Source organism: Marinobacter sp. LQ44, from assembly GCF_001447155.2.
In the GTDB taxonomy this organism is placed as follows: domain Bacteria; phylum Pseudomonadota; class Gammaproteobacteria; order Pseudomonadales; family Oleiphilaceae; genus Marinobacter.
This window is the reverse complement of sequence record NZ_CP014754.1, coordinates 18,685-40,204: the sequence shown is the minus strand read 5'-3', so window position 1 is coordinate 40,204 and position 21,520 is coordinate 18,685. Positions and strand designations below refer to the sequence as shown.

19 protein-coding genes are annotated in these 21,520 nt (G+C 57.5%); 2 read left to right on the top strand and 17 right to left on the bottom strand.

Annotated features, from left to right (window positions below; translation table 11 throughout):
• Nucleotides 1-4 precede the first annotated feature (4 nt).
• From ASQ50_RS00195 to ASQ50_RS00140, 13 genes are all read right to left on the bottom strand, one after another.
• Nucleotides 5-649, bottom strand: a complete 645-nt coding sequence (locus tag ASQ50_RS00195) for an XrtA/PEP-CTERM system exopolysaccharide export protein (protein ID WP_058089630.1) — start codon at nucleotides 647-649, stop codon at nucleotides 5-7.
• Between the two features lie 64 nt (nucleotides 650-713).
• Complete coding sequence (locus ASQ50_RS00190; protein ID WP_058089629.1) at nucleotides 714-2,126, bottom strand: TIGR03013 family XrtA/PEP-CTERM system glycosyltransferase; 1,413 nt, start codon at nucleotides 2,124-2,126, stop codon at nucleotides 714-716.
• A 172-nt stretch (nucleotides 2,127-2,298) separates the two neighbouring features.
• On the bottom strand, nucleotides 2,299-3,234 hold the full coding sequence (locus ASQ50_RS21285) for a PEP-CTERM sorting domain-containing protein (RefSeq protein WP_058089628.1): 936 nt from the start codon (nucleotides 3,232-3,234) through the stop codon (nucleotides 2,299-2,301).
• 206 nt (nucleotides 3,235-3,440) lie between these two features.
• Nucleotides 3,441-4,619 (bottom strand): 2-methylaconitate cis-trans isomerase PrpF, encoded by a 1,179-nt coding sequence (gene prpF, locus ASQ50_RS00180; RefSeq protein WP_058089627.1) that lies wholly within the window; start codon nucleotides 4,617-4,619, stop codon nucleotides 3,441-3,443.
• A 107-nt stretch (nucleotides 4,620-4,726) separates the two neighbouring features.
• Nucleotides 4,727-7,351, bottom strand: a complete 2,625-nt coding sequence (gene acnD, locus ASQ50_RS00175; protein WP_058089626.1) for a Fe/S-dependent 2-methylisocitrate dehydratase AcnD — start codon at nucleotides 7,349-7,351, stop codon at nucleotides 4,727-4,729.
• A 5-nt stretch (nucleotides 7,352-7,356) separates the two neighbouring features.
• Complete coding sequence (gene prpC, locus ASQ50_RS00170; protein WP_058089625.1) at nucleotides 7,357-8,490, bottom strand: 2-methylcitrate synthase; 1,134 nt, start codon at nucleotides 8,488-8,490, stop codon at nucleotides 7,357-7,359.
• Between the two features lie 298 nt (nucleotides 8,491-8,788).
• Nucleotides 8,789-9,676, bottom strand: coding sequence for a methylisocitrate lyase (prpB, locus tag ASQ50_RS00165; RefSeq protein ID WP_058089624.1), 888 nt, complete (start codon nucleotides 9,674-9,676; stop codon nucleotides 8,789-8,791).
• Nucleotides 9,677-9,694: 18 nt separating this feature from the next.
• Entirely contained in the window at nucleotides 9,695-10,375 is a 681-nt protein-coding gene (locus ASQ50_RS00160) for a GntR family transcriptional regulator (protein ID WP_058089623.1), read from the bottom strand.
• Between the two features lie 78 nt (nucleotides 10,376-10,453).
• Nucleotides 10,454-11,146: a hypothetical protein gene (locus tag ASQ50_RS21280; protein ID WP_227513227.1), complete on the bottom strand. Its 693-nt coding sequence runs from the start codon at nucleotides 11,144-11,146 to the stop codon at nucleotides 10,454-10,456.
• A gap of 20 nt (nucleotides 11,147-11,166) precedes the next feature.
• Nucleotides 11,167-12,507: a glucans biosynthesis glucosyltransferase MdoH gene (gene mdoH / locus ASQ50_RS00155; protein WP_264754028.1), complete on the bottom strand. Its 1,341-nt coding sequence runs from the start codon at nucleotides 12,505-12,507 to the stop codon at nucleotides 11,167-11,169.
• A 46-nt stretch (nucleotides 12,508-12,553) separates the two neighbouring features.
• On the bottom strand, nucleotides 12,554-12,817 hold the full coding sequence (locus ASQ50_RS00150) for a hypothetical protein (RefSeq protein ID WP_058089622.1): 264 nt from the start codon (nucleotides 12,815-12,817) through the stop codon (nucleotides 12,554-12,556).
• 13 nt (nucleotides 12,818-12,830) lie between these two features.
• Complete coding sequence (locus tag ASQ50_RS00145; protein WP_058089621.1) at nucleotides 12,831-14,369, bottom strand: glucan biosynthesis protein G; 1,539 nt, start codon at nucleotides 14,367-14,369, stop codon at nucleotides 12,831-12,833.
• 89 nt (nucleotides 14,370-14,458) lie between these two features.
• Nucleotides 14,459-15,667 (bottom strand): ShlB/FhaC/HecB family hemolysin secretion/activation protein, encoded by a 1,209-nt coding sequence (locus ASQ50_RS00140; RefSeq protein WP_058089620.1) that lies wholly within the window; start codon nucleotides 15,665-15,667, stop codon nucleotides 14,459-14,461.
• A 317-nt stretch (nucleotides 15,668-15,984) separates the two neighbouring features.
• Between ASQ50_RS00140 and galU the strand changes: the two genes are divergently transcribed.
• The gene (galU, locus tag ASQ50_RS00135) at nucleotides 15,985-16,821 is read left to right on the top strand and encodes a UTP--glucose-1-phosphate uridylyltransferase GalU (RefSeq protein WP_058089619.1); all 837 of its coding nucleotides are present in this window, start codon (nucleotides 15,985-15,987) and stop codon (nucleotides 16,819-16,821) included.
• Between the two features lie 18 nt (nucleotides 16,822-16,839).
• On the opposite strand, the gene ASQ50_RS00130 is transcribed toward galU, so the two are convergent.
• Nucleotides 16,840-17,256, bottom strand: a complete 417-nt coding sequence (locus ASQ50_RS00130; protein ID WP_058089618.1) for a helix-turn-helix domain-containing protein — start codon at nucleotides 17,254-17,256, stop codon at nucleotides 16,840-16,842.
• A 119-nt stretch (nucleotides 17,257-17,375) separates the two neighbouring features.
• Here ASQ50_RS00130 and ASQ50_RS00125 point away from each other — a divergent pair, with 119 nt between their 5' ends.
• Nucleotides 17,376-18,242 (top strand): RibD family protein, encoded by an 867-nt coding sequence (locus tag ASQ50_RS00125; protein WP_058089617.1) that lies wholly within the window; start codon nucleotides 17,376-17,378, stop codon nucleotides 18,240-18,242.
• On the opposite strand, the gene ASQ50_RS00120 is transcribed toward ASQ50_RS00125, so the two are convergent.
• The 3 genes from ASQ50_RS00120 to ASQ50_RS00110 are packed head-to-tail and all read right to left on the bottom strand — an operon-like array spanning nucleotide 18,243 to nucleotide 21,518.
• Nucleotides 18,243-19,205, bottom strand: a complete 963-nt coding sequence (locus tag ASQ50_RS00120) for a lysylphosphatidylglycerol synthase transmembrane domain-containing protein (protein WP_068351316.1) — start codon at nucleotides 19,203-19,205, stop codon at nucleotides 18,243-18,245.
• Nucleotides 19,202-21,133, bottom strand: coding sequence for a glycosyltransferase family 4 protein (locus tag ASQ50_RS00115; protein ID WP_058089616.1), 1,932 nt, complete (start codon nucleotides 21,131-21,133; stop codon nucleotides 19,202-19,204). Before ASQ50_RS00115 ends, ASQ50_RS00120 begins: the two co-directional genes overlap by 4 nt.
• The gene (locus tag ASQ50_RS00110) at nucleotides 21,120-21,518 is read right to left on the bottom strand and encodes a 6-pyruvoyl trahydropterin synthase family protein (protein WP_058089615.1); all 399 of its coding nucleotides are present in this window, start codon (nucleotides 21,516-21,518) and stop codon (nucleotides 21,120-21,122) included. The genes ASQ50_RS00115 and ASQ50_RS00110 overlap by 14 nt, the downstream gene beginning before the upstream one ends.
• Nucleotides 21,519-21,520 lie beyond the last annotated feature (2 nt).

Here is a 21,520-nt window from a genome sequence, read left to right as displayed (position 1 = left end):
TCTGTCAGAAACTGCGTTCCGGGATGGTCAGGATGTCGCCCGGGCGCATGGAGTAATTGGTTTCAACCTGGCCCTTGCTCAGGATGTCGTCGAGCTTCACAGGGATGGCAACTACCTCGCTGCCCATCTTGCGGTACAGCATGGACTTGTTGAGGGCTGCAAACTCGTTGGCACCGCCAGCATTGAGAAACATATCCAGCACGGTCATACCACTGCGATGAGGAATAGACACAGGCTGGCGCACAGCGCCGGTCACACGCACCCGGTCAGTGAACTCATGGCTCCCCATGGAGGTCACCACCACGCTTACCTGCGGTTCACGTATATATTCAGCCAGGGATGCCCGGATTGAGCTGGCAAGCTCCTCAGGCGTTCTGCCACTGGCCTGAACATCACCAACCAGCGGTACGGAAATCTTGCCGTCCGGGCGTACCGGCACGGAGATGCTCAAGTCCTCGTTGCGCCACACAGATACCCGGACAACGTCTGTCGCACCGAGCACGTACTGGTCCACACTGTCGCGGGTATCCAGTGCCAGTGCTCGCTGAATCTTGTCAGGAGAAGATGCGGACGGCCCTGCACAACCTGTTGCCAAAGCTACCGCCATGAAGGACACAAACAGCCCTTGGGTGAGATACTTCCGTGACATCGTATACCCTCTCTTGTGAGGTCCGTGCTGCATTCCATGTTTCGGGAACAGCTTACTCCCGAAACTACCTTGATCCTTTTTTGAACAATACCACTTCTACTGTCTGAATTATAACCAACAGATCAAGAAGCAAACTCTGATTCTTGATGTAGTAAAGGTCGTAACGAAGCTTTTCCCGCGTGTCTTCTTCGTTGTCTGCGTAGGCAAAGCATAGCTGCGCCCAGCCGGTCAGTCCTGGTTTTACCCGGTGGCGTTCAGAGTAAAACGGGATCTTCTCTGATAACTGCGCCACAAATACCGGGCGTTCCGGCCTTGGCCCTACAAACGCCATGGTGCCGTTAAGAACGTTAAAGATCTGTGGCAGCTCATCGATCCTGACTTTCCGGATAAACTCGCCAACCCGAGTTACCCGGGTATCGTTCTTTTTTGCCCAGACCGCTCCGTCCTTTTCGGCATCGGTGATCATCGAGCGGAACTTATGAACTTTGAAGACTTTGTTATTCAGCCCTACCCGCTCCTGGCTATAGATCACCGGCGCTTTGAAGCCGTCTTCCAGTTTGATGGCAAGTGCGGTGAGGATCATGATGGGAAACGTCGCCAGCAGCAGTGTGCCTGCCGCGAGAATATCGAGCGTTCGCTTGCCCGCACCGTAGACAGACGACACGGAGAAACCATCCGAGAACACCAGCCAACCGTGACTGATCATTTCCAGGGCCACTTTCCTCGATTCCCGCTCATAGAAATTGGCACCGTCAATAATACTGACACCTTCCATTTTGCATTCCAGAAGGTCTTCCATCGGCAAGCCGCGCCGGCGGTCATCTACAGCGACCACAATCTCCCGAACGGGATGGCGCAATACGTAGTCGTGTAATGATGTGGGTAGGTTGATCAGGTGCTGATCACCCACTTCGATGGGTTCGTCCGGAAGTGGGACAAAGCCATCAAGCGTGAACCCCTTGCGGTTGAATGGGGTGGTGAGATCTTCCAGCAGTTGTCTTGCCCGGTGACCAGCTCCAAGCACTAACACACGGCGCTTGAAGGCCTCTTTGCCAACCAGGGCAAAGAACAGGACGCGCACTATGCCTAACGAGAAAATGGCCAGAACCGTGGCGGAGGTGAGCAGGCCGAAACTACCCAGATACCAGAGCCAGTCATCGGCAACGAAGTAAGCAAAACCGTGAACGGGTATGGCAAGAATCATGGCCATGATGGTTCTTAGCATCATGCCGGACATGCCCTCTTCCACCCGGGATTGATGCACACCCAATGCAATCATGACCAGCAGGTTAAACAGGGAAAAAGCAACGATGGAAGGAAACACAAAAAACAGATGTTCAAGAAAGAAACCGACTTCACCAAAAAAGCGGAAGAACACCGCCAAACCAAAGGCAAAGCCTGTCACGACCAGATCAATCAGGCCAAGGATGACAAAAGGTAGGTGAATATAGTGTCTGAACAATCTGACGTGGGCCACGTCGACTCCTTGTGCGGTTCACACTGCACTGTACTGCCAGCATCCTTTGCTACACACCGTAACAAACCGTAACAGAATTGTACTTCAATCTCCTGAAACTTCAATGAGTCCTTTAAAAACGAAGATCGGAATCTCACAGATGAGATCCCGATCATACGTTTGACCCAAGGGTTTACTTGTTACGGCGACGAACGCCCAGCAACCCAGCCAGGCCCAGACCCAGCAGGCCCAACGTCCCCGGCTCAGGAACACTCGCCACAGGCTCGTCAGGAATGTCGACGTTGTCGAGGGTTTCACCCATCACATAGGAGTAACTCAGCTTGACCAGGTCACCCTGGAACAGGTTGCCAATGTTGAACGCCAGGCCGATGACGTTATCACCATTGCCGTCGTTCTGGCCCGCCAGGTAGGCATCCGGGTCATTGCTCCAGGAAGAGGTAATACCGGTGTTATGCTCTATTGTGGAGTTTGTGTACAAGCCAAGGGTCAGGCCGGTCTGGGCGCCCTGGGAGTTCACAAAGTCTTCCTCGGCAATGCCCGCGCCGCCTCGGGTGTTGATAGTGTCGAAGCTGCCGTAAGTGTTTACGTCAGGATCCGGATCAATCGCGCGCAGAAACTTCAGACCGGTAAGGTCAGTCAGAGCTTCGATGGACGTCAGGATATCAATGCGCTCGTAATTGTCATTGAAGATGTATTCGTGGGTGATATTGAACATCCCACCGTAGGTTCCACTCCAAAGCACATGATTATCGAAGGCGGAACCGCCGCTGATGTCCGTCAGGGAGATGGAACCAATGTTGCTTGGCCACTCATTGTTGTTGTGTACGTTGCCAAACTGATCGGCCTTCACACCAAACATTTCCCAGGGACTGCCAGGAGTCAGATAGTCCTCTGCGCCCCAGCTGCGTGTGCCGCTTGGATCGTGCAGCAAGCCAGGGGAGGTCGTTCCGCCGTAACCCAACGTGCCGTTGTCGCTGATGGCGGTACGAACATAATCACCTTCCATGATGATAGGTGCCGCCAATGACGTTGCTGAGAAAGCAAGTGTCAGGGCCGCGCAACCTGCCAGCAGTACCGGCTTTTTGAATGATTCAGGAATACGATTCACTGTCTAATCTCCCTTTAGATAAAAAATCCGCGTTGTTGGTCGGCGCTTATAACCGCCGGCCAAGCGGTCCGTTCAGCAATAAACTGTCCAGTTTCACGTCAGGCTTTAAATATCAGGGAGATAGAGGAACTTCAGAAGGGAAAAACCGGAGGTGTATCCGGAATGTGTAAAATCCTTCAACACCTCACAGGTCTGACTGTAACGAATCAGAAACAGTCGCCGGGCACCCTCACCCAGCCTTCCATGATTATCCGCGCGCTGCGGCTCATGATGGCTTTGGTGGCGGTCCACTGGCCGTTTACTTCTTTGGCTTCAGCACCCACGCCCAGGGTTCCGGAGGGGTGACCAAAGGTGACTTCGGTGCGGTCTCCGCCGCCGGCCGCCAGGTTTACCAGGGTTCCCGGAATGGCGGACGCGGTGGCGATGGCCACGGCTGCGGTGCCCATCATGGCGTGGTGCAGCTTGCCCATGGACAACGCGCGGACCAATACATCGATGTCTGCCGCTTTGATTTGCTTGCCACTGGACGAGACGTAATCCACTGGTTTGGCTACAAACGCCACTTTTGGCGTGTGTTGGCGGTTGGCGGCCTCGGCAACATCCTTGATCAAGCCCATTTTCACCGCACCATGGGCACGGATGGTCTCGAACATGGCCAGCGCCTTGGGGTCGCTGTTGATGTCATTCTGCAGTTCAGTGCCTTTGTAGCCTATATCTTCCGCATTGAGGAAAATGGTCGGAATGCCGGCGTTGATCATGGTGGCTTTCAGGGTACCGACGCCCGGCACCTCCAGTTCGTCCACCAGGTTGCCGGTTGGGAACATGGCGCCTTCGCCGTCGGCCGGGTCCATGAATTCGATCTTCACTTCGGCGGCCGGGAAGGTCACACCATCCAGTTCGAAATCGCCGGTTTCCTGCACTTCACCATTGGTGATGGGTACATGGGCCACGATGGTTTTCTGGATGTTGGCCTGCCAGATACGCACGGTACAGACACCGTTGTCTGGAATGCGGTCTTTGGCGACAAAACCGCCGTTGATGGCGAAGGCGCCTACCGCAGCTGTCAGGTTGCCGCAGTTGCCGCTCCAGTCCACGAACGGCTTATCGATGGAGACCTGACCGAACAGGTAGTCCACATCGTGGTCTGGTTGGGTTGGCGCCGCCAGGATTACCGTTTTACTGGTACTGGAGGTGGCGTTGCCCAGGCCATCGATCTGCTTTTCGTAGGGATCGGGGCTGCCGATGACTCGCAGCAGCAGCTTGTCCCGTGCTTCGCCGGGCACTTGGCAGGGCTCCGGCAGGTCTTGCAGGCGGAAAAACACGCCTTTGCTGGTGCCGCCACGCATGTAGGTGGCGGGGACTTTTATTTGTTGGGGGAAGCTCATGGTGTGCCTCGGGTTTGGAGTCTGGTTCTAAAGTGGGGTCTGACCCCGTACGGGGTCAGCCCCCTAAAATCAGCGCTCGGGGTCAGACTATTTCCCTCGCCGCCTGGTTACGCAGCACCTTCAGAGGCGAGGAAATCCTGCGCGAAGCGCTGCAGTACGCCGCCGGCGGTATACACAGTCACCTCTTCCGCAGTATCCAAACGGCAGATCACCGGAACACGGTCCACTTCGCCGGTCTTGCGGTGAATCACGAGCTCCAGTTTGGCACCCGGTGCAGCCTTGCCTTCCACATCGTAGGTTTCGGTGCCATCCAGCTGCAGGGTATGGCGGGTGGTGCCTTCCTCGAACTGCAGGGGCATTACGCCCATGCCGATCAGGTTGGTGCGGTGAATGCGTTCGAAGCCTTCGGCCACAATCGCTTCCACGCCCGCCAGAGCAACGCCCTTCGCCGCCCAGTCACGGGAAGAACCCTGCCCGTAGTCTGCACCGGCAATGATGATCAACGGCTGTTTGCGTTCCATATAGGTTTCAATGGCTTCCCACATACGCATGGTTTTGCCTTCCGGCTCCACACGGGCCAGGGAACCCTGCACCACTTCGCCGTTTTCGTCCCGAACCATTTCGTTGAACAGTTTCGGGTTAGCCAGGGTGGCACGCTGGGCGGTCAGGTGGTCACCACGGTGGGTGGCGTAGGAGTTGAAGTCTTCTTCCGGCAGCCCCATTTTGTGCAGGTACTCACCGGCTGCCGAGTCCATCATGATGGCGTTGGACGGCGACAGGTGGTCGGTGGTGATGTTGTCCGGCAGGATAGCCAGCGGGCGCATGCCCTTGAGCGCGCGCTCGGCGGCCATGGTGCCTTCCCAGTACGGCGGGCGACGGATGTAGGTGGACTGCGGGCGCCACTCGTACAGCGGGCTCTTGGCCTGCTCCGCCTCATCCAGGTTGAACATCGGGATGTACACCTGCTTGAACTGCTCCGGCTTCACAAATTCGCCCACAATGCGGTCGATTTCTTCATCAGACGGCCACAGGTCTTTCAGGGTGACCGGCTTGCCATCCTTGCTGTAACCCAGGGCGTCACGCTCGATATCAAAACGCACGGTACCGGCGATGGCGTAGGCGACAACCAGCGGAGGTGACGCCAGGAACGCCTGTTTGGCGTAAGGGTGAATCCGGCCGTCGAAGTTTCGGTTACCGGAGAGCACGGCGGTGGAATACAGATCCCGGTCGATGATCTCCTGCTGGATTTTCGGGTCCAGGGCGCCAGACATACCGTTACAGGTGGTGCAGGCATAGGCCACGATACCGAAGCCCAGCTTTTCCAGTTCCGGCAGCAGACCGGCTTCTTCCAGGTACAGGCGGGCAACCTTGGAGCCCGGCGCGAAGGAAGATTTCACCCACGGCTTACGCACCAGCCCCAGCTCGTTGGCTTTCTTGGCCAGCAGGCCGGCCGCCACAACGTTGCGCGGGTTGGAGGTGTTGGTGCAGGAGGTAATGGCTGCGATGATTACGGCGCCATCGGGCATCAGGCCCTTCTTCTCTTCTTCAAGCGCTTTATCCAGATTCACGGCAATGCCGCGGTCGTGCAGGTCAGACGTGGCAACACGGCGATGCGGGTTGGACGGGCCAGCCACGTTTCGCACCACGGTAGACAGATCAAACTCCAGCACACGCTCGTACTGGGCTTCGGTCATTTCGCTGGCCCACAGGCCGGTTTCCCTGGCGTATTTCTCTACCAGATCCACCTGCTCCGGCTCACGGCCGGTGAGCTTGAGGTAATCGGTGGTCTGCTCATCGATGTAGAACATCGCGGCGGTGGCGCCGTATTCCGGGGTCATGTTGGAAATGGTGGCACGGTCACCGATGGTGAGGCTGGACGCACCTTCTCCGAAGAATTCCAGATAGGCGCCAACCACGCGCTCCTTACGCAGGAATTCGGTAATGGCCAGCACGATATCGGTGGCAGTGATGCCCGGCTGGCGCTTGCCAGTCAGCTTCACACCCACGATATCCGGCAGGCGCATCATGGACGGACGGCCGAGCATCACGGTTTCCGCTTCCAGGCCGCCCACACCGACTGCAATCACACCCAGCGCGTCGATGTGCGGGGTATGGCTATCGGTGCCCACGCAGGTATCAGGGAACGCAATGGGGTGACCGTCTTCATCCGGGCGGTTCTGGATCACCGGAGACATTTTCTCCAGGTTGATCTGGTGCATGATGCCGTTACCGGCTGGAATCACGTCTACGTTCTTGAACGCGGTGCGGGTCCAGTTGATGAAATGGAAACGGTCTTCATTGCGGCGGTCTTCGATGGCACGGTTCTTTTCAAAGGCGTCCGGGTCAAAGCCGGGAGCCTCAACGGCCAGGGAGTGATCCACGATCAGTTGGGTTTGTACCACCGGGTTCACTTTGGCGGGGTCTCCGCCCTTCTCTGCGATGGCGTCACGCAGCCCCGCCAGGTCCACCAGGGCGGTCTGGCCCAGGATGTCGTGGCACACCACGCGAGCCGGGTACCAGGGGAAGTCCAGGTCGCGGCGGCGTTCAATCAGTTGCTTCAGGGAATCGGTAAGGGATTCCTTGTCACAGCGGCGAACCAGCTGTTCGGCCAGGATCTTTGAGGTGTATGGCAGCTTAGCGTAGGCGCCGGGCTGGATGGCCTCCACCGCCTGGCGGGTGTCGTAGTATTCCAGGTCGGTGCCTGGAAGGGGTTTTCTGAATTCGGTGTTCATAATAATCAGCTCCGCTCTTCGATCGGCAACCAATCCTGATGCTCAGGACCAGTGTAGTCCGCGCTCGGGCGGATGATGCGGTTGTTGGCGCGTTGTTCTTTCACGTGGGCGGTCCAGCCGGATACCCGCGACATCACGAAGATGGGTGTGAACAGTTCGGTGGGGATGCCCATGAAGTGATAAGCAGATGCATGGAAGAAATCGGCGTTGCAGAACAGTTTCTTCTCGCGCCACATGACTTCTTCACAACGCACAGAAACCGGGTACAGCACGGTGTCGCCCACTTCTTTGGCCAGCTTCTCGGACCACTGCTTGATGATGGCGTTGCGCGGGTCGGACTCTTTGTAGATGGCGTGTCCGAAGCCCATGATTTTCTCTTTGCGTTCCAGCATGCCCATCAGGCCAGCTTCGGCTTCTTCCGGCGTCTGGAAACGCTGGATCAGTTCCATGGCTGCCTCATTGGCGCCGCCGTGCAGCGGGCCGCGCAGGGAGCCGATGGCGCCGGTTACGCAGCTGTGGATGTCAGAGAGTGTGGAGGCGCAGACGCGGGCGGTAAAGGTGGAGGCGTTGAACTCATGCTCCGCATACAGAATCAGGGAAACGTTCATTACCCGCTCGTGCAACTCGCTGGGCTTCTTGCCGTGCAGCAGCTCCAGGAACAGACCACCGATGGAATCGCATTCGCTGTTGGCGGTGTCGATGCGGACACCTTCGTGGGCGAAGCGGTACCAGTAGGTAATGATGGCCGGGAAAGTGGCCAGCATGCGGTCGATCTTGTCGTCCTGCTCGCTGAAATCGTTTTCGGTTTCCAGGTTACCCAGCATGGAGCAGCCGGTGCGCATCACGTCCATGGGGTGAGCGTCTTTGGGGATTTGCTCAAGCACCAGTTTCAGGGCGTCTGGCAGGTTGCGCAGGCTTTTGAGCTTGGCTTTGTAGGCGTTTAGCTCGGCCTGGTTAGGCAGTTTGCCGCGTAGTAGCAGGTAGGCTACTTCTTCAAACTGGGCGTTGGCGGCGAGATCGGTTACGTCGTAGCCTCGGTAGGTCAGGCCGGTGCCGGTTTTACCGACGGTACACAGCGCGGTTTCGCCAGCTACCTGGCCTCGCAGGCCTGCGCCACTCAGTTTCTTTGCTTCAGCCATGTTGGTCTCCCGTTGTTTCTGATTTTTCTGTTAAGGGGTCAGTCCCCAGGGTCTGACCCCGAATGGGGTCTGACCCACTTTTGCCCGTTGATGCAGGGACTAGAACCCATTGCGTCTATCGGGTCTGACCCCGCATGGGGTCTGACCCACTTTTACCTCGGTCATTCTCCGGAGTCCGCTGTTCCAAAATGGGGTCAGTCCCCGTTCGGGGACAGACCCCTTAGTCCGGAGTCCGCTGTTCCAAAGTGGGGTCAGTCCCCGTTCGGGGACAGACCCCTTCAGACCCCGGCAGCCCTTATTAGTCCTTCTTCTGGGCAAACAGCTGGTCCAGTTTTTGTTCGAAGTCGTGGTAGTTGAGGAAATCGTACAGTTCCATTCGGGTTTGCATCAGGTCTACCACATCTTTCTGGTCGCCTTTTTCCAGGATGTTCTGGTACACGGCCAGGGCGGCTTTGTTCATGGCGCGGAAGGCGCTCAGGGGGTACAGAACCATGGCGGCGCCGGCGTCGGCCAGTTCGGAGCGGTTGTACAGCGGGGTGGCGCCGAATTCGGTGATGTTGGCCAGGATCGGGGCGTCGATGGCTTCGGCGAAGGCTTTGTAGTCGCTCAGTTCGTGAACGGCTTCGGCGAAGATGCCGTCGGCACCAGCTTCGATGCAGGCTTTGGCGCGGTCGATGGCGGCTTCCAGGCCTTCTTTCTGGAAGGCGTCGGTGCGGGCCATGATGAAGAAGTCTTTGTCCTGGCGGGCATCGGCAGCAGCCTTGATGCGGTCGACCATCTCTTCTTTGGACACGATCTCTTTGTTCGGACGGTGACCACAGCGTTTCTGGGCCACCTGGTCTTCAATATGCACAGCCGCAGCGCCGGCACGTTCCATTTCACGAATGGTGCGGCCGATGTTGAACGCGCCACCCCAGCCGGTGTCGATATCAACCAGCAGCGGCACTTCTGTGGCGGCAGTGATGCGGCGCACGTCTTCAACAACGTCGTTCATGGTGGTCATGCCCAGATCCGGCAGGCCATAGGAGGCGTTGGCTACGCCACCACCCGACAAATAGATGGCCTGGTGCCCTACCCGCTCCGCCATCATGGCGGTGTAGGCGTTGATGGTACCAACGATCTGCAGTGGTTGGTTTTCTTTCAGGGCCTTGCGGAAACGAGCGCCCGGGGAGTGTTGGTTAGCCATGGGACATTACCTCTTGGATCAGATTGTTAACACGCCTTGCTGAATCTTTTGTTCGATATTCTGGCGTGCGGCATTGATGTGTCTTTTCATAAGGAATTCGGCGAGTTCGCCATCGCGCTGGGCAATGGCTTCGACGATACGGCGGTGTTCACCCAGCGCCATGTGCGGGCGCCCGGCGGAGGTGCTCAACCGGTAACGGTACATGCGCACCATGTAATACAGATCGCCCAACAGCATCTGGGCCAGCTTGGTGTTGCGGCTGCCGGTGGCAATCCGGTGGTGGAAATCGTAGTCACCCTCAGCCTGGTAATAGGCCTGGCCCTGGGCTTCTTCAATCATTTTCTCGTGACTATCCAGTGTAGCTTTCAAGTCGCGGATTTCCTCATCGGTCATCCGTTCGGCAGCCTGGCGGGCAGCCAACCCTTCCATAACTTCACGAATCCGGTACAGCTCCAGCAGCTCTTCAGCACTGACAGACACCACTTTCACACCAGCATGGGGCCGGCGCACCAGCAAACCACGGGACTCAAGGCGGCCAAGCGCCTCTCTCAGGGGACCACGGGTGAGATTAAAGCGGGAGCAGAGTTCGACTTCGCCGATCTTTTCACCGGGCGCAAGGTCACCCATCACGATGGCGGTTTGCAGACAATCAAAGGCTTCATCTGCACGAGTATGTACTTGGGCCGGAGCTTGAACCATGTTTTGTTAACAATCCAATGAGTGATGCTGGTGAAATTACGCCCAACAACCCGGATTGTCAACAATAGAACCTCTATCTTAAGTCGTATTGTCTACAGTCTGGTTGAGTCGCCTTTCTACAAACGCCTGTACGCGTGCGCCCCAGAACGACGAAACCGGAGCATTCCAAGCACATTTATGCAAGTCAGCAAGAGCCTGGGCATCCTCCAGGGCAAGAGAAAGCGCCTTCTTATCCATCGTCGGGTAGCCGGATTTCACGCATTGTTCGACGGCCGCATCTATCGATGCCCGTTTCGCCCCCCGGGCCTTGGGCCGGGCAAGGTGCCGATGAAGGCGGTTAGCCGGCGGCACAATGATCGCCCGCTCCAACGGTGTCAGTTCCTGATCCACGGACAGCCGTTCTCGCAACTTCCGTGCGTCTTCCAGTAACGGGATCGGGGTCAGGGTGTCTGGTATCTGTAACAGGTGATATCGCCCCAGAGCTTCTCCTTTGCTGATCCGACTCAGCCAGACCGTCGTTGGTGCCGCCAGTATCAGCGGTACCGAAACAGGCAAGGACCAATAGAAAAACATAGGGTCGAGTGCCATCGCGAACAATGACCAACCACCACCAACCAGAAAACCTGGCAGATGCTGTACCAGCGCATCCCGCCAGCGAATCTCTTCTGTTCGGTTCTGGGCCGCCCAGCCCAGTCGGAGGTTTAACAGTGCCGAGACAACGAATCGGCTATGGGCCAACATCCGGATGGGCGCCAGGAGCACGGAAACCATGATCTCCAGAAAAACACTGATCAAAAGGCGCCCCCCCCTCCATACCTTCTCAATTCGCCTTTCAGGACGACATCCGCGACGGCCAGAAACTTTGGTAAAAAAAGAAGGGCCAGCGTACTGGTCACAAGGAGAATCGCCCACTCGGGCCGCCACTCGGGCCATAGAGGGAAAAGACTTTCATGACCGTCCGGGAAGTAATCTATCGGAGCCAGGGTTAGCTGTACGGCGGCAATCGTGGTCAACACCAGAAAGGCCAGCCACAACGGCGAGGCCGCGTAAGCCATGATGCCGTTCAGGAACGCCAGACGGTGAGCCATTCGGAGCTTCGGGGCCAGCAGCATAAGGAAGGCATGCTGCAGATTTCCCTTCGACCAACGCTGATCCCGGGCAAGCTCATCATCCAGTGTTGGAGGGGATTCTTCATAGCTATGGGCCAACGTCGGTTCCAGCCACACTTCGTATCCGGCCCGCCCCAGAAACGCCGCTTCCACGAAATCGTGGCTCATGATCGGCCCGCGCCAGATGCCAAACCCTGACAACTTACGCAACCCACAGTGAGACATGAATGGCGCCACGCGAATGATCGCGTTGTGGCCCCAGAAGACCGCATCGCCCATCTGTATGGCCGCCAGCCCGGTGGCAAACAACGGCGAGTAGAGCCTGCTGGCGAACTGTTGAATTCTGGCGAAAGCCGACTGGCCGTTAATCACTGTCGGTGCGCTTTGCAGGATGCCAACCCTTGGCTCAAGGTTCATCAAACGAACCATTTTCCTGATGGTGTCGCCGGCTAACAGGCTGTCTGCATCCAGAACAACCATATATTCATACCCTCGACCCCAGCGACGCAGGAAATCTGCGACATTACCGCTTTTGAAGTTCAGGTTAACCCGACGTCTACGGTAAAAAATCCTCCCTTCTGCCCCCAGCTCTGTTACCAACCGGTACCAGGCGGCTTGCTCCTCCAGCCAGACCTCAGGGTCCTGGCTGTCCGACAGGATAAAGAAATCAAACTGGTCGAGCTCTCCGCTGCGCTCAAGATCCCGGTACACGGCCTTGAGGCCTTCCAGAGTCCACCTCACCGGCTCGTGATAGATCGGCATTACCACAGCCGTCCGGGAAAGCGGCGCTGCGTCAATTTCAGGGGAGGAATGGCGGTTAATCAGGGAGTGTCGGTCACCACCCAACAACCGGAGAACAAAGCCGTATACCGCCATCCAGAAACCAAACGAAATCCAGACGTACAACAGGGCGAAAAGAAGGACGATACCGACTTCCACGGGCGAGCCCCCATGGTAAGGCAGCACCTGCAGAAGCAAATTGCCGGCAATCAGGGTCTGGCCGCCAACCAGCAAGATCAGCACACACCGCCTGACCGCTGCCCGCAGACGCCACGTTCTGCACTTTTTCTCAGGATGAGCCATGTGCGTAGTACCCGATACTGCCACGCTGGAATGGTGGGGCAACCTTGGGCAGTGCGTCCTCCGCAATCCGGAAGTAATGAGGAATGCGTTCAAGGAGCCAGTCAAAATCCTCAGGCTGTGCGGCCGACTGCTGTAAATCCGAGAGCATCTTGAGGGCAGTGTCGAACGTGGCGGTATTCAATTCCAACCCACAGGCTTCAAGGTACACAAGCAGGCGCCCGAGTAACTGATACTGGTTCATGGCATCCATACCGTTCCCCCTGTTATCGCTGACTTCCCGGCCCGGCACCTGGCGGTAATGAGTAAGTCCAGGTTTCGGTGACCACCTGGTCATCTAACTCCAGATAACCGCGCAACTGCAGAATACTGTCTTTCGCAGGCCTCGCTAATATCGACAGGCGCCACTTATTCTCGGGCTGCACCCATTCAACAAAATGCTCGAGAACCTCGACACCATCGCCACCTGAGACCTTGCTGACCACCGGTGCATCGGGCTCGATGTCTGCAAGCTTGCCGCCTGCAAAGTCAACCAGAACACGGTAAGCACCGGACTGATCACCACCGCCAATGCGATCACCGGCGCCGATGAACGTATTGACAGCCTTCCCGCCCGGATGGCGGGCAACATCTGGCCCACCGAATGTCATGGAATACTCAAGCGACCGCTCTGCCCCACCGGTAACCTTATCGTCGGGACTCCAGAACGCCACTATATTGTCGTTGGTTTCATCGTCGGTCGGGATTTCCACCAAGACAACGTCACCCGCTCCCCAGTCATCGTCCATCGAAACCCAGGCACTGGGACGGCGCTCGTAACGGGCTTCCAGATCTTCAAAATGGCGGAATTCCGTATCTCGCTGTATCAGCCCGAATCCAGCAATGCGACTGGTCTGATGGAAACTCGTGGCAAGTCTTTTGGGATTGATAAGTGGGCGCCATAGCCACTCTCCGGATTCGCCGTCGTGAATGAGCAGGCCATCGGAGTCGTGTACTTGCGGTCGCCACTCGCCGTCAGGTCGCGGAGTATTCTCACCATAAAAGAACATGGAGGTAAGCGGGGCCAGTCCGAGCAATTCAATGTCGTCACGGATAAACAGCCTGGCTTTCACATCAAGTCGGGTCTCTTCTTTTGGATAGACCGTAAACTGGTAGGCCCCGGTCAGTGACGGACCATCAAGCAGGGCGTAAACCCGCATCTCTTCGCTGTTACGTGCAGGGCGCACCAGCCAGAAGTCTGTGAAGTCAGGAAACTGCTCACCAGAAGGCAATCCGGTGTCAACCGCCACACCTCGGGCCGACAAACCAAAGGCGGTGTCCTTGCTGACACCCCGGAAGTAGCTGGCCCCGGCAAAAACCAGAAACTGGTTGGCGATGTCCGGGCCATCGAAAGGAAAGGTTAGTTTGAAGCCGGCGTAACCGAGATCTGCGGGTACCCGCTTGCTCAACTCACTATCGGGCATGTTGAACAGGCTTTTATCGAATTCCAGCTTGCTGACACCTTCGGCATCCACAACGTATATATTGACCGGGCGCGTGTAGAACTTCCCGGCCGGAACAAGCATTACCTGAAACTTCGATGACGCCTCTTTCCACAGGTTTTTCTCGGGATCAAACCGGATCGACTGATAGTCCTGATAGCTGAGATTCCGCATAAAATCCGGGATGGTGTCGGGAGCCTGGTAAGCTGAACCAGCCCGTTCACGAGCCTGCTCCACCACATCCTCAAACCGGAACTCGGCTGCCGTCACTGTGGTGAATGACATCAAACCCAGAACCACAAGCCATACTGTCCCTGAGCGCATAGATCCTTCCTCAGTCCACGGGTGATTACTTCAATCTAGCATCAGGGCGGAGGGAATCTACAAGTGACAACTTCGTAAGCGATCAGACACTATATTTTTAAGCTCATGGAAAGCCGCACATCCGGGTGGTCCGGAACAACAATGGCTTCGGTGGTTGTTCCAAGTACCCGGCCAACGCTGACATCGGCACTGAACTTGCGGGCAGAAAGGCCGAGGGACAGCTCCCCGGAGGTGACATGGCCCGACTGGTCCTGCTGGAACGATACGTCGGGAACCCAGCCCCGCAGCACCGACAGCCTGACACTGGACAGCATTTGGGGGAAAAACGGCACGTTAAAGGTGGGGCTGCGGCTACCGAGCCGCAGCCAGCCACCCTCCGCCACACTCAGGGATTGGCCGCTAAAACCCGTCGAAAGCGCTGAGCCAGCAACCTGCAGACGGTGAGATCCGGGAATGTCCGCAGAAGCAATTTGATATTGCCCTTCAAGATCCCATTGCCAGTCCAGCATTTCCCGGTCCAGGGACGCCGTAAACAACATTCGCCCGAACTGATCGTCCTGGGAATCCTGATAACCAACCGCCGTGCGTTCCGCCTCTGCCTCAATGCCAGTGACAGCCCTGAATCCACTGGAGAGACTGAAGCCGCCCACCAGGTCATGGCGCCCCAGGGCTTCAAAGCCCAGGGTGGATACCTCGTAGTGATTTCTGTGGTTTTCATCGCTCTGCCGGGTCCACGAACGGGTTACAGAGTTATACCCTGCCCGCCCCCGGATACTGTAACCGCTGACGGAGAACAGCGGCCGGCTTCCGGTTACGGCCACGTCGCGAATTCGGCCGGCCTTCTGATAGCGGGCCCCCTCAACCCTCGACACTTCATCATAGGCGGTGTTGGTCAGCTCCATTCTCAGCTGGTTGAGCCCCACCGGCAAGCCATAGCCAAACCCAAGGACCTTGCGCTCGTTACTGACTCGATAAGTCTTGGAGTCCGCGTATCGAAGATCAGCCCGATGACTTTCACCGAACATATTCTTCAACCCAAGGTTCAGCGTGCCGTCAAGGCGATCTGAATCGTCGTTGGTACGTCCTGAAAACTCGAATTTCGACCGTAGCCAATGCTCGCGGGTGGCTTTCAAACGGTCCTGAGCAAACAGGGCTTCCTGGGTGCTGAGAGCATTCTGCTCGGAGAGTGAAAGCTCGCTGGCACCCCCCTGCACCGAAAATACAGCCAGTGCGCACGAAAACAGTGCAATGGAGCTCAGTTGAGGGCCGTGCCGTTTTGCGACCAGCGGATGTGCCATTCAGTACCCGTAGAAGTGTCAAGATCGTGTAAATGTGCTGAAGCTTTGCCACTTTAAATTATGGAGAGCCGAGCAACCACCCTTGTCATCATAATTTTACAATTTTAATGTTTACTTAAATCAGTGTCTTAGTGCGCCAACTGAAACTATTTTCGAGATATTTCAATCGCTCAGCGACAGCAGGAAACAGGTCACAGAATTACCAACAATCAACATTCAGAAATGAAACCCTCCAACTCGCGAAACAACTTGGTTACACTTGGCACACTTTGTGGGACGGCTCCCAGCATGCAAGATTCAAACTAAGGATGAACACCATGATCAAAAAGTGCCTTTTCCCGGTAGCCGGCTACGGCACCCGCTTTCTCCCTGCCACCAAGGCCATGCCGAAAGAGATCCTGCCGATCGTTAACAAGCCGCTGGTTCAGTACGGCGTAGAGGAAGCTGCCGAAGCCGGAATCCACGAGTTCGGTTTCGTAACCGGCCGTGGCAAGCGTGCCATCGAGGATCACTTCGACATCAGCTACGAGTTGGAACACCAGATTGCCGGAACCGGAAAAGAAGGCCTGCTAACCTCCATTCGCGACCTGATCACCAACAACACCTTTGCTTTCACCCGTCAGAACGAGATGAAAGGCTTGGGGCATGCCATTCTGACTGGCCGCAACCTGGTGGGTGACAACCCGTTCGCGGTGGTGCTGGCTGATGACTTCTGTGTGGGGCCGGAAGGCGGGGATGGTGTTCTGGCGCAGATGGTGAAACTGTACAACCAGTTCCGCTGCTCCATCGTGGCCATCGAAGAAGTGCCGCAGGATGAAACCCACAAATACGGTGTGATTGCCGGCGAGTCCATGAAAGACGGCCTGTACCGAATTACCGACATGGTGGAAAAGCCAGCTCCGGAGGACGCACCCAGCAACCTCGCCATCATTGGCCGGTACATCCTGACACCGGATATCTTCGATATTATCGAAAGCACCTCTCCTGGCAAGAACGGCGAGGTCCAGATTACCGATGCCCTGCTGGAACAGGCGAAGAACGGTTGTGTGCTGGCGTACCAGTTCAAGGGCCAGCGCTTTGACTGCGGCAGCATCGACGGCTTTGTGGAAGCCACCAACTACGTTTACGAGAATATCTACAAAAAAGGCAAGTAACCTGGCTTACCGGGGCGGTTAACGCCCCAGCAGCTGAAGGACCATGCGCCGGTTTTCCGCGGTTGCCTTGCGGAACCGGCGCAGCAGTTCCAACTCTTCCTCTGATAGCTGCAATCGGTTCAGCTCCCGTTCCAGCTCTTTCAACGCTACAGACAAATCATCGCTGTTACTGAACGCCAGCCCCGGCAACTCCAGCTGACCGCTGTCACCGCCATCATCCATATCCAGCAGTTGATCCAACGGCGTTTCGGTTTTCAGACACACATCCAGCAGCTCACTGACACCCGGATAGCTCCGCTGCTTGGGATCTGTGGCCTCCCAGCTGCCTACCCGGGCTTCGTCCACACCGCACATATTAGCCACATCCGCCAAAGACAGCTGCCCGGTCTGCCGGAGTTGCCGCAAGCGGCGATGAAAGGACTGCAGGTACCGCATAGCTCAGTGTCCCTGAAAAATTGGCTGGAAAAGTGAATCAATCCGGAAATGTATCGTACATATAGCTTTGCACACAATCTGCTTATACTGAAACCACAAAACCAACAAACGGGAACGCCATGGCCACCCTGGATACAGACACTGCCTGGAAGCTCATACTGAATGCCAGCAACCGCAGCAATGTCACCCTTCCCCTGCCGGGAACCAGCCAACCCGCGCTGCGGATTAACGGCAAAAGCTGGGAGTTGGTGCATCAGGCAACCGAAGATGCCAGGAATCTGATATCGCTTTTCCTGCCCCTGTGCCAGCCCATCAGGCGCCCGGCGGGTAACCATGTGATTGGTCAGCTTGGTCAGAGCCTGGACGGCCGCATTGCCACAGTGACCGGCTGTTCCCGGTTTATCAACGGCGACGATGGCATTACCCACCTGCACCGCATTCGCGCCCTGTGCGATGCGGTGGTGGTCGGTGCCGGCACCGCTGCCACTGACAACCCAAGGCTGACGGTTCGCCGTGCCAACGGGCCCAACCCGGTACGGGTGGTGATTGATCGCCATAACCGGGTGCCCCGCAGCCACCACCTGTTTACCGACAACGCAGCACCCACACTGCATCTGGTTGCCGGTGAATACGACCCGGCCCAAAAGCCCGCCCGCATCGGCCAGGTAACCACTATTCCCTGTCTCGGGGCTGCCGACGACCCTTCACCGGTGCCACCGGAGCATATTCTTCAAGTATTACAGGACTACGGACTTCGCAAAATCTTTATTGAGGGCGGCGGTGTAACCGTTTCATCCTTCCTCAAAGCAGGGCTGCTAGACAGACTGCATGTCATGGTGGCTCCGATGATCATCGGCAGTGGGCGGCCGGCATTCTCACTGCCGGAAATCGACCAACTGGATGATGCCCTGCGCCCGCGGGCCCAGCTGGTCAATCTGGGCAGTGACATGCTGTTCGACCTGGCCTTCGAGAGGCGCTGGAATTGATCAGGCGCGTTTGAGAAGCACCAGCGCCCCCGGCCAGCTGGCCAGGAATATCAACGCACCGTAGCCAATACTGATCGCCACCCCCTGCTCTGCCGGTAACCCAACCGCGGGCCAAAGCAGGGCTGCTGCGCCTTCACGGACACCCCAGCCAGACACCGTAATCGGCACCACCATCGCCAGAAGCAATAACAGACACAGGGCAGCGGTCAGAAACAGACTGCTGGCATCGGTCGCCAGGCCCATACCCAACGCCAACAACACAAACACCGTCAAATAGGTGCCCAGAACGGCAAGGGAAGTAAACAACTGCACCGAACCATTGCGCCAGCCAGCAAATGCCCGCCTGAGATCGGCACCCAGGCGCCCAAGGTATCGCCGCAGTGAGGCAAGCCGACCACTAACCCACAACAGCCAGATACCAACGCCAACCAGCAGAGGAGGCAACAGCCAGTAGACCGGGTTCAAGGATAATTGCGCCGCTACCCGCTGCCCACTGAAAGCCCCGGCACTCCAGAGCGCAACCACGGCGAGCAAGACCACCGGGAACAACACCAACTGCCCGGACAACCGTTCAAGGACTACCGCATGAACTGCCGAAAGCTGCCCCGAACGCTCAGGGGCTCGCTGCCCTTGCGCCCGGCTGTGCCTCCAGGCACGGTTCACATCCCCCATAACACCACCCGGCAGCACCTGGTTCAGAAAAGTGGCCAGGTAATATTCCCGAACGGCAAAGGTCATCGGCACCGAAACACCCAGCCTGCCGGCGGTATAACGCCAACGCCAGGCGGACAGCACCACCTGGAAGATGGAAACCGCCAGGGCCAGGGCGATCAGTGAGGGCGATATGGATCGGAGCCTGGCTATCAGACCGGACAGGTCCACAAACCGTAACACCAGCACCAGGATAATAAGGGTCGCAGCCCACCGAAGCAGCAGCTTTGGCCATGGCCGCTGGCGCATCATGCCGGCAAACCTGAGTCGGGTAACCCAAGTAGGTCCAGGTGATCAACCACCACCCGCAGTTCGTGACGGGCCAACTGATCCTGCCTGTCTGCCAGCCAGGTTCTGATCTCAGCCTCCGCAGCCGGGTTCTGCTGGCAGGCGGCATCCGCCCAACCCGTCATTAGCATGGTGATCAACTCAGCACTCGTGCCGCCCTGGCCCGGGCTGAGATGCCATTGGCTCTGCTCTACCGTGACGGTATAACCTGCCTCACGCAGCAGTTTCTCCAAAACCCCGGTTGCTTCGGGACCCAATGCCGCTCCGCTGCCTTTATCGCCATGCTGGTGCTGATTCACCAGCTCCTGTACCAGGGCGTCGGAGGCATGGGAAGGCGCCAGGTCAAAGTGCCCGCTGTAGCTAATCACTACCAGAACACCCGCCCGCCTTCGCACCACGGCACTGGAAAAGGCACGAAGCCAGTGTTCTGAGACCAGGTCAATCAGGGCCGATGCCGTGACCAGGGCGGCATCGTCTGGCAATAGCTCATCCAGGTTGTGCGGGGTTAGCTCTCGCATCAGGGGAACCGCCGGGGCATCCAGGGCCTCAACCCGATGGCAGGCCAGCCCCAGCAGATGCTGATCCGGTTCAATCAATGTCCACCGCTGGGGGACCGGCAAACGGGGAATCAGATAACCGGGGTTAGAACCCCGCCCACTGCCTATGTCCACCAGATGCAACGGATCACCGGCCGGTTTTCCGGCGGCTTTCGTGTTGTATTCCACGGTTAGCCAGTTTGCCAGCGTATCCGTCAAGGCCCGGCTTCTGGCAGCATGATCCGCGGGCTCCCGGGCTTCCAGCCACTGGCCAGAGAATCTTGCAGGATCACCCTCAACGCTGATGCCCAGACTGCCGAGGAATTCCCTTGTGGTATCTGACCACTGGCGAATATCTGACCGATGGGCCCGCGCACGTCGCGCCAGATCCGAAAAATCTGCGGTATTCGTCAGGAGATTGCGAAGTTCTGACGCCAGGACCTTCGCATTGCCAGCCGGAAAATTCCGGGCTCCGGGTTTGCTGGTGGTCAACGCCAGCGCGCCGCCATCGGAAGACAACACCGGCAAGCCCGCGGCCAGGGCTTCATCGATGACCATGCCATAGCCTTCGTAGAGCGACGGAAACACGAACAGATCCGCCCGGCGGTAGGCCTCCTCCAGCGCGGGTTCCGATAGCTCTCCAAGAAGCTGAATACGATCAGCCAGTCCGTGCCGGGCGATGGCACTGCGAAGGGCCAGCGCATAGTCCGGATCACGATCCTCCGCCCCCACCAGGGTGCATTGCCACGGCAGTTCCCGCAAAGTGGCGAGGGCATCGACCAGTTGGTGCTGCACCTTCCGGGGGGATAGATGCCCCACACACAAGAGCCTCATGGGCTTGTCCAAGTGGTCGCGCTCCATCTGGAAGAACAGGGCGTCCACGGCCGGCTGCGCCGTCGTAATCTTCCAGGACGGCACACCATACTCCTGTTGCACGCGGTGGGCAGTGTACTCACTGGTCGTGACCACCCTGCCGACCTGGGCCAGGGATTGCCTTTCAGCTTCCCGAAACCAGGCCAGTTGCTCCTGGGATAGTCCGGTCTCATCCGCCAGCGGATGGTGTACCAGCGCCACAAGCCGCAAGCGTGTGCCGTGGCGCTCCAGCACGTCTGGCATGGCCCCCATGGCAAGCCCGTCAAGCACCACTAACGTGTTGTCCGGCAGAGACGTCAGGAACTCTTGCATGGCATTGGTAGCAGTTTGATCCGGTCTCGGAAAGCACCCAGCAAGCCCCTGAACCCGCGCGTTTACCCCCGCCTGGCGCGATGCCGCCACCAGGCGCTGCACATATCGGTACCCACCGGTGTTCTGGTCAGGATCACCGGGAACCACAAACCATAGATCAGATGCCGGCATGGTAACTGGCCCAGGCCAGGTGCGACTCGCCCAAAGTCACTTTAAGGCCGGCAACCTGCCGGCCCTCTTCACCAAGGCGGCCGGCATGAATGGCGGCAGCCATGCGATTGAACACAACTTGCGCCATGAATTCCGTGGTGGTGTTCCGGCCTTTGAATTCCTGCAAGTCGTCCAGGTTCTTCATGTTGAATTCCGAAAGGACCTCTTTCAGCAGGTCAGACGCCTGGCCAATATCCACAATCAAATCGTTATCGTCCAGCACGTGTCGCTCGAAGGTCACGTCTACCACGTAGGTGGCGCCATGAAGCCCTTGCGCCGGACCAAAGATTTCTCCTTTAAAGCTGTGAGCAATCATCATGTGATCGCGAACGGTCAAACTGAACATAG